The organism is Stenotrophomonas sp. STEN014 (genome assembly GCF_056760315.1).
The window spans coordinates 1-12,198 of sequence record NZ_JBRREN010000004.1; the positions used below are offsets into that span (position 1 = coordinate 1).

Annotated in this window: 10 protein-coding genes; 6 read left to right on the forward strand and 4 right to left on the reverse strand. The window is 58.8% G+C overall.

Annotated features, from left to right (window positions below):
• Positions 1-2,447 (forward strand): methylmalonyl-CoA mutase family protein (locus tag ACVOMC_RS06645; RefSeq protein ID WP_481523336.1); only part of this gene is annotated, 2,447 nt, incomplete at its 5' end.
• A 238-nt stretch (positions 2,448-2,685) separates the two neighbouring features.
• Here ACVOMC_RS06645 and drt3b read toward each other — a convergent pair.
• From drt3b to ACVOMC_RS06660, 3 genes are all read right to left on the reverse strand, one after another.
• Positions 2,686-4,647, reverse strand: a complete 1,962-nt coding sequence (drt3b, locus tag ACVOMC_RS06650; protein ID WP_481523337.1) for an antiviral reverse transcriptase Drt3b — start codon at positions 4,645-4,647, stop codon at positions 2,686-2,688.
• Positions 4,637-5,950, reverse strand: a complete 1,314-nt coding sequence (drt3a, locus tag ACVOMC_RS06655; RefSeq protein ID WP_481523338.1) for an antiviral reverse transcriptase Drt3a — start codon at positions 5,948-5,950, stop codon at positions 4,637-4,639. The genes drt3b and drt3a overlap by 11 nt, the downstream gene beginning before the upstream one ends.
• Before the next feature lie 109 nt (positions 5,951-6,059).
• A complete protein-coding gene (locus ACVOMC_RS06660; RefSeq protein ID WP_481523339.1) occupies positions 6,060-6,950 on the reverse strand; it encodes an HNH endonuclease in 891 nt (296 codons plus the stop codon).
• 147 nt (positions 6,951-7,097) lie between these two features.
• Here ACVOMC_RS06660 and ACVOMC_RS06665 point away from each other — a divergent pair, with 147 nt between their 5' ends.
• From ACVOMC_RS06665 to ACVOMC_RS06685, 5 genes are all read left to right on the forward strand, one after another.
• Positions 7,098-7,478 carry a hypothetical protein gene (locus ACVOMC_RS06665; RefSeq protein WP_481523340.1) on the forward strand — a complete coding sequence of 127 codons (381 nt, stop codon included), beginning with the start codon at positions 7,098-7,100 and terminating at the stop codon, positions 7,476-7,478.
• Positions 7,479-7,829: 351 nt separating this feature from the next.
• A complete protein-coding gene (locus ACVOMC_RS06670) occupies positions 7,830-8,294 on the forward strand; it encodes a hypothetical protein (protein ID WP_481523341.1) in 465 nt (154 codons plus the stop codon).
• A 728-nt stretch (positions 8,295-9,022) separates the two neighbouring features.
• Complete coding sequence (trmY, locus tag ACVOMC_RS06675) at positions 9,023-9,616, forward strand: tRNA (pseudouridine(54)-N(1))-methyltransferase TrmY (RefSeq protein WP_054659711.1); 594 nt, start codon at positions 9,023-9,025, stop codon at positions 9,614-9,616.
• 108 nt (positions 9,617-9,724) lie between these two features.
• On the forward strand, positions 9,725-9,979 hold the full coding sequence (locus tag ACVOMC_RS06680) for a hypothetical protein (RefSeq protein ID WP_054659717.1): 255 nt from the start codon (positions 9,725-9,727) through the stop codon (positions 9,977-9,979).
• A gap of 206 nt (positions 9,980-10,185) precedes the next feature.
• On the forward strand, positions 10,186-11,244 hold the full coding sequence (locus tag ACVOMC_RS06685; protein ID WP_481523342.1) for a S66 peptidase family protein: 1,059 nt from the start codon (positions 10,186-10,188) through the stop codon (positions 11,242-11,244).
• Positions 11,245-11,383: 139 nt separating this feature from the next.
• Here the strand turns inward: ACVOMC_RS06685 and ACVOMC_RS06690 are convergent, their stop codons facing one another.
• Positions 11,384-11,992, reverse strand: a complete 609-nt coding sequence (locus ACVOMC_RS06690) for a hypothetical protein (protein WP_481523343.1) — start codon at positions 11,990-11,992, stop codon at positions 11,384-11,386.
• Between the last annotated feature and the right edge of the window lie 206 nt (positions 11,993-12,198).

Sequence of the window (12,198 nt, forward strand, 5' to 3'; positions counted from 1 at the left end):
GGCGGCGTGCGGCGGCGCGGGCGGCGGCGCCGCCCCCCCCCCCCCCCCCCCCCTCCCCCACCACCACCAACCCCCGCCCCCCCCCCCCCTACCCCCCCCCCCCGCCCCCCCACCCCGGTTTTGTTCCCCACATCGACACCACGCTGAAGGAACCGCGCGCCACCGTGCTGATTCCCGGCAGCCGCGTGCGCTACCTGGCCGAGATCGCCGAGCAGGGCCGCAGCATCAACGCCCGCATCGATTCGCAGGCCGAGATCGCCGAGCGCGCGCAAAGCTGCTGGCAAGCGCTGAAGGAACTGGGCGATGCCGCACTGCCGGCCGCGCTGGATCTGTACGCCGCCGACGCCCTTGTAGGAGCGACATCAGTCGCGACCGGCAGCACCCCGCACGATCAGGTCGCGGCTCACGCCGCTCCTACAGTAAGCGTCGACCGCTCGCTGCTGACCCTGCGCCAGCGCTACAACGATGCGGTGCAGTCACTGGATTCCGAAGCGCTGCGGCTGCTGCGCGAATGGCCGGCGCGGCTGAAATCCATCACCGATGACGTCACCGAATACCAGGTGCGCGGCAAGGCCATCCGCGTGGAGAACTACCGCGAATCGCTGTCCCACCAGCGCATCCCCAAGATCGCCGCGCCCACCTACCGCAGCTGGGGCGAGCTGCTGGTGTTCCTGCAGAAGGAAAACCTGCCCGGCTCCTATCCGTATACCGGCGGCGTCTACCCGTACCGCCGTGCCGGGGAAGATCCGATCCGCATGTTTGCCGGTGAAGGCACGCCCGAGCGCACCAACCGCCGCTTCCATTACCTGAGTGTCGGCCAGCCCGCCGCGCGCCTGTCCACTGCCTTCGATAGCGTCACGCTGTACGGCGAAGACCCGGCGCCGCGTCCGGACATCTACGGCAAGATCGGCAACTCCGGCGTCAACGTCCCCACCCTGGATGACATGAAGAAGCTGTACTCCGGCTTCGACCTGTGCGCGCCCACCACCTCGGTGTCGATGACCATCAACGGCCCGGCGCCGATGATCCTGGCGATGTTCATGAACACCGCCATCGACCAGCAGGTCGAGAAATACCTGAAGGAAGACCCCGCGCGCTGGGCCGAAGCCGAGGCCAAGATCGCCAAGATCTTCGAAGGCCGCACCCGTCCGCAGTACCACGGCGAACTGCCGCCCACCAACAATGGCCTGGGTCTGGCGCTGCTCGGTGTCACCGGCGACCAGCTGGTCGATGCCGACACCTACGCCCGTATCAAGGCGCACACCCTGTCCACCGTGCGCGGCACCGTGCAGGCCGACATCCTCAAGGAAGACCAGGCGCAGAACACCTGCATCTTCTCCACCGAGTTCGCGCTGCGCATGATGGGCGACATCCAGCAGTACTTTGTCGATAACAAGGTGCGCAACTTCTACTCGGTGTCCATCTCCGGCTATCACATCGCCGAGGCCGGCGCGAACCCGATCAGCCAGCTGGCTTTCACCCTGTCCAACGGCTTCACCATCGTCGAGTACTACCTCGCCCGTGGCATGCACATCGACGACTTCGCGCCCAACCTGTCGTTCTTCTTCTCCAACGGCATGGACCCGGAATACACCGTCATCGGCCGCGTCGCCCGCCGTATCTGGGCACGCGCCATGCGTGAGCGCTACGGCGCCAACGAACGCAGCCAGATGATGAAGTACCACATCCAGACCTCGGGCCGTTCCCTGCACGCGCAGGAAATCCAGTTCAACGACATCCGCACCACCTTGCAGGCGCTGTACGCGCTGTTCGACAACTGCAACAGCCTGCACACCAACGCCTATGACGAGGCCATCACCACGCCTACCGAAGAGAGCGTGCGCCGCGCGGTGGCCATCCAGATGATCATCAACAAGGAGCTTGGGCTGAACTTCTGCGAGAACCCGTGGCAGGGCAGCTTCATCGTCGACCAGCTCACCGATATCGTCGAGGAAGCCGTCTACAAGGAGTTCGAGGCCATCAGCGAGCGCGGCGGCGTGCTCGGCGCCATGGACACCATGTACCAGCGCGGCAAGATCCAGGAAGAGTCGCTCTACTACGAGCACAAGAAGCACGACGGCAGCCTGCCGCTGGTCGGCGTCAACATGTTCCTGCCCAAGGAACACGCCGGCGAAGTGGCTACCGAGATCGAACTGATCCGCTCCACCGAAGCCGAAAAGGGCCAGCAGATCGCCAACGTCCACACCTGGCAGCGCAACCGCAACGCGCTGGCGCCCAAGGGCGAAACTTCGCACGCCCATGAAGTGGGGCAGGGCGCATCAAACGACGAAGTCCACGACGGCCACGGCCTGGCCTACCTGCAGAAAACCGCCCGCGACCGTAAGAATGTGTTTGAGGCGTTGATCGAAGCGGTCAAAACCCATAGCCTCGGCCAGATCAGCCACGCGCTGTATGACGTCGGTGGGGAGTATCGGCGGAATATGTGAATTCTATAAAAGCAAAAAGGCCCGCAAATTGCGGGCCTTTAGGGTGCAAAAGAAAACGCTAGTGTGTGCCCGGAAGTCGCACCTTATTTGCTCCGACTGCTCTCGTCGAAACCTTCGATTCCGGTAAAACAAGAAAGCGGCCTCAAGCGTAATTTTGAGCCGCTTGAGGTTTGCAGAGCACGTCAGCCGAAGCTGGTCATGCTAAGGGGCTAGTTTTCCTTGCACTTGCTAATCATCACTATTCATAAGCTGGTGTCAACTCTTTCCTTGCGAGCATGCTCCTAAGGTCGTATGACCCGCTCCAGTCGGTGAAGCTAATCCAGAGGCTAGATTTTATGGCTTGTGACGCTTCATTCTTAGTAAAATTTTTCCCCGATATTTTTTTAAAAATGTCTGGAAGGATGCTTGCCTTTCTGCTTACATCGATATATGGGCACGAAATGTAGTCAGTAAGTAAGTGTGCAGCTTCTGTATCCTGGTCAAACCTGATGTGCGGTTGTGTGATTCTTCGTTCTATCTCGCTAGTCGCAAGATCAAGGACGTTTCGAAATCTGTAGCGTCGGCGGCATAGAAAAAGTAGGCACGTAAGTTGAAACATGCTTGACTTATGTAGTGCTTCTTTATCGGCGGAATAGTCAACTTGCTGGACTAGGTCCGATACCTCTAGGCGACGATCTTCGCTTACTAGGAGGTCAACAGCGCAAATGTGATTTATTCTCGCGATCTGATCTGAGGTGCTGTTGGAAGTGTCTGCCCCGGTATTTCTAAGTCCGTCGAGTATCTGGCCTTCAAGTGGCGCGACGGCGCACTTCGCAATTTTGGCTAAGTCGAGGGTGGTGGTGTATATCTTGGCGAGCTTTACGGAGGTTGTCACTCGTTGATCAATTGAAAATAGAAACTGAGCCACTCGAATCACGGATATAAGCCATGAGATACGAATCAGATGGCTGCTGGAAAGTTCGGATTTTAGTGACTTTGCCGATTCGGCCGCATTCCCAAGTTTTCTATTTAGGATTGATAGGGCGAATGAAGAGAACTGAGAGTATGATATGTCTAGCTCAACAGCTATCCTGCGCATCTTTGCAATAGTGTCGATGCGAGATTTCTCGATTTCCCTTGGTTTTGGGGCTTCTCCTTCGTTCCCGAAAAGCGGTGCAGCGATGTTTGAGAAGGCGTCTAGCGCCTCCGCTATGCGAGAGCGGGCTGCCGAAATTTTTGATGTAAATGGGCGGGCTAATATCTGAGTTTTCGCGCTGTTGAGATGCAGATTTAGCTCCCCCAACGCCTCGCGGACATGTTTTTCTACTTTTTCGAGATCTTCTCTGTTTTCCGCGAAGATATAGTAATCATCAACGTATCGGCGAATCTCTAATTTTTTTTGAAGTTCTCCTAATCGCTCTTTTATGGAGCGGTCGGCGGACTGCATTATTATTTCCGCAAAGATTCTAGAGAACTCTGGGCCGATTATGATTCCGTGAGTTTCATTCCAGTTTGCATGTCGTATTGTAGCGTCGAACTTTGATTCAAAGGTTTCTTTGTCTTTGCCGGGGAGGTGGCGTTTTGCGAAATCCTTTCCTCGCATGCTCCACTCAATGCTGTGTGTGTATATTGAGTCAAAGCACCGAGATACATCTAGCTTCATTAGTAGGCTGAATCGTTGTTCTAGTTTTAGGTGTTCTTCGCTTTCAAAAAATTTGTGGCTAAGGTTGTAGTTCCTATAGCTAAAGTAAGTTGATGCCCATTTGCTTTGGTCACGGAATCCTGCAGGATCTTCGTCAGCTAGGATGATGTCGTTTTGACCATTTGTTGCGTATTTGGGGTCTACGTAATGGGTGGCAACTCTGCTCGGATATCGTAGCGAGTAGTCGCTACGACTACATGCATTACAGATAAAGAACTCGTACTCTTCGTATAGCTGGCACATAAGGTGCTGGCTCCGAGGGTGGGCTAAATCAAGCCTCCTTTCTGATTCAGAGTCTCTTCTTATTTTAAATGAGAGTGGCTTTGTTGCGACCTGCGGGTTCTTGGCAAGTAAATATTTTGCGTGAATGCTATTTTCTTCACTATCGTTTCTTGCGAGTCTGGCTAGTATCGCTAGATTGGAGTTGGTGAATATGAGTGGCAATTCGTATGGGGTTGTGTCGGTAAGAAGGCTTCGCTCAGGATGTTTGATGTCTATTTTTCTTTTTTTACTTGACATTCCAGCAACTCCTAATTGCTATAGCTCTTTTTTTATCAAAAGATACTCGGTGGAATTTTGCATGCCCAGCGGTAAAAGAGTTTCGCAATAGGTTGCGCTTTTCCATGTATGAGATCGCAGGGTTGCCAGAGCAAAGTCTCCTTATTTTTGTTTTTAAGTACTTGTCAAGATCATCGAGAGTGGCGCTCATGAAGTCGTGCGGGCTTGGAGGGGGCGAGTACTGGTCGTAGGTGAAGGCTATTCCTGATTTTAGTCGGTATTTTTTTAACGTTTTATCGACAGTTACGTTCTTTGTTAGCAACTTTATCCGGTCTAGCAATAGGTTGTAGTCTTTGTTGCTGATGTATGACTCAATCGCCAGGGTTATTCTTGTTTTGATTTTTTTTGTTTTTGATGCGGCAATAAGTGTGTGGCAAAATTGTTTGGTTCTTAGAAGCTTTCCCGTTGGGTATACAAACTTGTAGCCAAGATAATCAATTGAATCGTGGTTTGTTTTCGTTATTTCGCAATCGCACTTTGTGGCGCATTTGCACAATCCTGTTGGGTGTTCGCAAAGGAATGCGCACTTGCAGCCAGCGTTCTTGATCGTTACTTTTGTGTTGTTTAGTTTTAGTCCTTGCTCGCGTATGGCTGAAGAAATTTCCTGGAAAAGACCTTCCGCGGGGTTTGCGCATATGGCGAATATGTCATCAACGTACCTTGTGTATACATAAACCCCCTTTGTGTCGGAAATTTTTTTGTCCAAATCTTTTAGGAATAGTTCGGCAAGGGTTGAGGAGATTAGAACTCCCCTTGGAAGACCTTTTGAATATTTGTTTGTTCCAAATTTTTGCGTCTGCTTGAAAAATATCTCGAGCAAGTTTATTGTCTGGTGAGATACTTTTCCGTCGTGCTTTAGTTTGTTTATTACATTTTTAGGTGTGATGGTCTCGAAACATGACTTCAAGTCTACGGATACTATTCCCTTGGGTGTCCATTCCGATAAAGCTTTTTTTACGAGCTTTACCGCGTGAGAGCGCTGCGTCTGCCTAATTCCGTACGCCCGCCTTATATTGTTATTTATTTTTCTTAGGACAAGGGCGTCTGTGGCATCGTGGGTCGAAAGTACTTGCTTCCCTAGTGCGGATGAAGAGAAGAGTCCGCGAAATTTAAATGTCCCGTTTCCAATCTTTTCTTCTGCATTTTTTGCCAGTTCTTCCCATCCCTCCCTGTCGGGCGGGGATGATTTTTTCAGGGATGCGTTAACTTTTCTGCCGCGCATCCAAAGTAGATTCTCTGTGGAAAAGTCCTGTGTTGGTTGCATAATCTTACCGGCAGGTTGGAGATGAATTTTTGTTCGGAGATTTTAAGGCTTAAAAATAGTCGTCGCATTGCGACGTTATTTTTTACCAATAATTTTGGGCTGCATTGGTTTAATACTTGAAGCAATGTTTCCGATGCCAAGATAAATAAGTTGTGTGGGGGCGTTGATGGGCTTCTGCGGGCAGGATCAGCTTGCGCTCCGGCAGGATCAGCTTGTCCAAGCCATCGGGTACGCCGTGGGGGGACAGCAGAATTTGATAGTCGTCGCTGAAGGTCATCAGCCCACGATCAAATAGCCAGTGGGCGGTTCCGGTGAGGGCAATGCCGTTGCGCACGGTGTCCGGGCCATCTTTTTCTACCGAGCGGATATGCGCGGCCTGAACTTCGGGTCGGCCACCGCCATTGATAAGGCGCAGGCCTGTCACCGCACAGGTGTTGTTGTAGGCGTTGCGAACGTGGCGGCGGAAATTGGCATCGCGCACTTTCCGGGTGACCAGCTGTTGCACGATTTCTCGGGGGGAGTACGGAGGGACGGGTTCGGCGACGCGATCTAACTGCGGCTGCTCCCACGGCTCCGGCGCGACGGAAATACCCCGGCGAACAATCTCTAAGAACTCTGCTTCCGGGACGGCCCGCACCGAGCGGCCAAAGGCACCCTTATTGGTCTTGCCATCCTCACGCTGGAGCATGGATTCGCGATAGCCGGTGTCGTCTTTGAACGGAACCGGCTGGTCGAACTCGGTGTAATGACGGATATGGGCGTAGTAGTGGCCGGGTGTATGCGGATCGGGGGTGATGCCGGTTACCTGCGCCATCGCAAAGTAGGCCTGCCTGCCGGTAGCACTATTCGGGCCGGTGGTGCGGCGTGGCTCGTAGTAGAGAATCCAGTGGCCGATGGCTTGCTCGGCCTGCCGCAGATAGGTCTGCGGGAAGTGGTAGTGGGTTTCTATCTGATCGTCGTATGCGGAACTTTCTGACGCGGTAAAGACGGCATTTCCCATTGCATTCCCCCTGTTGCTGATTGCCAGGATACGAAATGCACTGGGACGAAGCGATGGGTTGCGGTACGTGATGCGTGCGTTGCAAGGGAGTCGCAGTCTTTGCGATCACTGCCGTTCAAGCTTCCTGCACTAGCAAGGGAGGCTGTGATGAGCGGACAGGAGTCAGCGGAATTTAGCGTGCTTGAGTATCTGTACCGCGATGCCGGCAACTTCAAGACGCATGGCACGCTGTTGTTGCGCGGCGATCAGGCCGGGGCCGAAGCCGTGATTCTCAGCTGCTTGGAGTGGGGCAAGCAGTTCGTTGCCGAGCAAGTGGGAATTCCCTCGTTGTGTGCTGCGCATTGGGCGGCCGTGGGCGAGGGGCCTTCGGACTTGGATCACGCCTATCACGAGGTATTGCAGCTGCGCCCAGCCAGCGAGCAAGAGCAGGCCATGATCCCCAGCGGCGCCTTGGATGCCCTGCTGGGCAAGATGCAAGCCGCCGCCGGACGCTGGGATGTGCGGCTCTCGCCTAACTGGGACCTGTGATGCTCAGGGCCGGAGGGAGGGTTGGTTACATCGATTTGGTATCGCGGGGCATTGCGGGTGCTGGGTTGATGGGGCCAACCCAGCCTGCCGAGGGGCCAACCCAATCTCAGACGGCGCATCGAGGCGGGTATTTCGTTAACCCGGTCACGTTGCGCTTAGTACAAATTGGCATGACGGGATCGGGCGGTCCGGGCGTCGGAAATGCCGTGCAACACTCGGCGCGCCCTGCTGCCGTGTGTGTCGGCAGGTGTGCGCCACAGGACGGCGGCCGGGCACTCAGCCGGCCCGGCGGCAGACCGCAGCAGCGGGTATCGCCGCCGGGCTCCCACAAGGAATGCAAAGGAGCATGCAGTGCAGAACATTATTTCCGTGCAGTTGAGCGATCAGGATCTGGCCGAGGTGGACCAGGCGTTGGCCACGTTGCAGCGCGTGTTCGCCGCGCTGGTGGTGTTGCAGCCCCAGCAGCGTCGTGAATTGACCAAGATGGGCGACAAGTCCGAGGCGTTCTGCCGGCAGACGCTGGAGCTGCTGGCAGCCAACCCGCAGATCGTGCCGCCCAGCCTGCAGTTGGCCGAGGCACAGGCCGATCTGCAGGCGTTGGACCGTCTGCGTCCGCGCCTGCTGCAGCTGGCGCAGCTGGTGGAGCGTGTCGATGACTCGGTGCTGGCGCTGGGCAGCGACGTGATGACCGCCTCGCTGGAGGGCTACGGCCTGCTCAAGGTGTCGGGCAAGACCGAGGCGCTGAAGGGCGCGCACCGCGAACTGTCCTCACGCTTCAGCCGCCGCCCCCGTGCCGCCGAGCCCGTCCCCAGCTGACCGGCCTGTCCTTCGTTGAGGTAGCACCCGGACCCGGCGCGCGACCCGCGCCGGGTCTTCTTTTGTCCACGGCCGGTGCGGGCGCGACCGCGTCGCATGTCAGACAGGGTGCAGGCGGCGGTGGTCCGCCGGCCGGACAAGCAGCCAGGCATTCCGGGCAGATTTCTCCGCTTTCCGGGCAGGTTGCTCCATCGCCAAAGCAGACAGCCCGGGATTCCGGGCAAGGTGCTCGGCCTTCCAGGCTCCACAGCTCGGCGCGCCGGGCAAAACGCTCGGCGTCACGGAGCAGATTGCTCCATCGTCCGGGCGAACAGCTCGACGTTCCGGGCAACGTGCCCGACCTTCCGGGTCCCATAGCTCGGCGCGCCAGGCAAAACGCTCGGCGTCACGGAGCAGATTGCTCTATCGCCTGAGCGGGCAGCCCGGTGTTCCGAGCTCTACAGCCCGGAGCGCCGAGAAAATTGCTCCGTCGTCCGGGCAAACTGCTCACCGTTCCGGGAAAAGTGCTCGACTTTCCGTGCTCTGCAGCCTGGCGTGCCGAGAAAATTGCGCCATCGCCCGAGTAGATAGCCCGGCGCTACCGGCAAGTTGCTCGACCTTCCCAGCAGACAGCCCGGCGCTTCGGGCGAGGTGCGCGGCCATGGAACATGACCCCAGGTGGGGTTTCACGCGACAATGCGCCGGCGGCACTGCGCTGTCGCGTTTCCCCCGGACCCCTCACGAGCCCCATGCGAACTTTTGTAATGCGCGCGCGCGCCGCGCCCACCGACCGCCAGAAGCTGCTGGCCTCGGTGGGGCAGGACGCCCATACCGAAATCCTGGCGCACACGCTGATGAACGCCATCTTCGTGGCCCAGTCGCACCGCGCCGATGTGGTGGTCTATCTGGTGCTGGAAAGCACCCAGGACTTCTCGCGCACGGTGCGTTTCGAGGTCAATGCCATGCACGAGTTCAACGGCTTCCACGAGGCCGCGCTGCTGGGCAAGGTGGCCAAGGCGCTGGACGTGTCGCAGGGCATGGGCAAGGAACAGAGTCGGCCGGTGGAATCCGGGGTCACGGTGCGCACGCTGAGCTTCGAGCGGCTGATGCAGGAACTGGCCGAAGACCACCAGCTGTTCCTGATGGACCCGAAGGGCACGCCGATCGGCGAGCAGGTGTTCGCCGACAAGCCGTGCTTCGTTCTGACCGACCATATCCCGATGCCGAAGAAGGTCATCCCCAGCCTGGAACGGATGGGCGCCAAGAAGATCACGCTGGGGCCGACGATGCTGTTTGCTTCGCAATGCGTGGTGTTGATCCATCACGCGCTGGACCAGCGCTGAGGCCGGGGCGCCTCAACCAAATGCTTCCCCCGATGTTTCCCAATGGCCACGTCCAGGCGCAGTCCTTTGCGCCTGGCGGTGATGCCGATCCGCTCAGAGATGCACGTCATGACGAAAAGCTACGATCCCCCTCTTACCGTGGGTTTGAACGGTCCTCTCTATCGCGTCGACAAAGCGATAAAGCTGGCCCAGAAACGGCTCGATACCGCGATGGACGCAAAGCGTCTGCACACCAGTCACAGTCTGGCGAACGAGGTGGTCAAAGAGGCGCGCGAAGCGCTGCGCAAGGCGGAGCAGGCGCGGGTGCTCAAGATTGCGGAGCTCGGCGCGGCAGCGGAAAAATACCGGCAGCGGCCGGCGTAATCCGTTGTTGTTGGCTTCCCGGTAATTAAGCGCCCCGCACTGCGGGGCGTTCTGTTTTCAGCGGCCGCGTCGCGCGCGCGGCGCGGTGCAGGCACATATCGCGATGCCGTGCCGGAAAAACACCGGGCCCCCGTGCTGCGTTGCAGGTTGGCGGGCGTTGCGCGGGATTGCTAGGCTGCGGAACGTTTTTCTTTGCGGGTGTGGGCATGGACAGAAGGCGTTTTATCGGCGGGGCGGCACTGGCAGCGGCACTCCCACTGACCGGCCTGCAGGGCGCAATGGCGGCGACGGCCGCGCCGCGCCGGTTGTTGCCACCGGCCTTGAACAAGGGCGACACGGTGGGGCTGGTCAGCCCGTCCGGCGCCACCAGCGAGCGGCTGGGCCTGCAACTGGCGGGCGAGGCGATGGAAGCGCTGGGCTTGAAGGTGAAAACCGGTGCCCACTACGGCGCCCGCCACGGCCATCTGGCCGGCACCGATGCCGAGCGGGCCGGGGACTTGAACGCCATGTTCGGCGACAGGCAGGTCAAGGCCATCGTCTGCGTGCGCGGTGGTTCCGGTGCGGCGCGGCTGCTGCCGATGCTCGACTACGCGCGCATCCGCGCCAACCCGAAGGTGTTGCTGGGCTATTCGGATATCACCGCGCTGCATTGCGCGATCCAGGCCAAAACCGGGCTGGTGACCTTCCACGGCCCGATCGGCGCCGGCAGCTGGCCGCGTTTCAATGTCGACCAGTTCGAGCGGCTGTTCTTCAACCGCGAGCTGATGCAGTACCAGAACACGACCGGCAGCGATGACGAGCTGGTGCCGCGCAAGAACCGTACCGTCACCCTGCGCGGCGGGCGCGCACAGGGCGAGCTGATCGGCGGCAACCTCACCGTGTTGACCGCGCTGGCCGGCTCGCCGTACCTGCCGGACTTCACCGGCAAGATCCTGTTCCTGGAGGACGTGGCCGAGGCGCCGTACCGCATCGACCGGATGTTCAGCACCTTGAAGCTGATGGGCGCGCTGGACAAGATCGCCGGCTTCATCTTCGGTGACTGCAACGACTGCAAGCCGGGCGATGGCTACGGCTCGCTGACGCTGGACCAGATACTGGATGACTACATCCTGCCGCTGAACATCCCGGCCTATACCGGCGCGATGATCGGCCACATCCGCGAGCAGTTCATCGTGCCGGTCGGCGGCAAGGTGGAGATGGACGCCGATGCCGGCACGTTCCGGCTACTGGAGCCGGTGCTCCTGGCGCCGGCGGCCAAGGGCTGAGCCCGGTCGGCCGCGGATGCCAGATGGACAAGGCCCCGCAGTGCGGGGCCTTTGTCGCCTCAGGCGTGCTCAGTCATGCATTTCCCTGCGCCGGCCGCGCGCCTGTCCATCGCCGCCGGGGTCTGGCCGGTGGTCTCAGTCAATAGCCGTCGCTCGTCAGCGCCATGACGTCGATGAAGCGCCCCGTGGCATCGAACCGGCATCTGAATTGCTTGATGCCTTCGCTGCCCTTGTCGACCGTACCGTCGATCGAGGTGCTGCCGTCCTTGGCGCGGGCGACCGGATCGGTCTTCACATAAGCAGGCCGGGTAGCAAACATCCCGGATACCTCGCCACGACAAAACGCCGGCATGTTGCCTGGGGTTACAACGGGGCCACGCGCGGCCGGTGAGGCGGCCACAGTGGGCTGTGCAGCCTGAGACGCACCGCTCACGTCGGCCGTCGTGTGCATCTGGCACACGCCGTTCGCGCCGCCGCGGCCCGTATACGAGGCCGACAGGGTGCCGTCCGGGCTCTTGGACAGCGAGAGGGTCGTGCCGGTCGCCGCATCCCTGGCTTCGTAGTAGTTATCGTTGAATTTCTTCAGTACGGCTTCCTTGCCATTCACGTACACCGGCCCGCCTTCATCACCATGGACCTCCAGTCCAAGAGGACAGGTCGCGTTGAAGAGCGGCAGCCCGCCGCTGGATGCGGCCCATGTTGGCGGACTGATGAGCAGGACCAGGCCCATGGTGATTCCGATACGCATGATGTTGCTCCTGGACAGATAGGTGTGCCGCTGGCGCGGGCGGGAGAGGGGAGCGCCACGTTACGCCGATCCTCGTTGCGATGCCGTCAAGCGCACGGTCCGCCATCTGGCAGATCGTTGCCGTTGGGTGAGATCCAGCGGGTCCACTCGGGTTGGTGCTGGTGCCCTGCCGGTTTGGCGGTAAGGTCCCGTTGATCTGGCAGTGG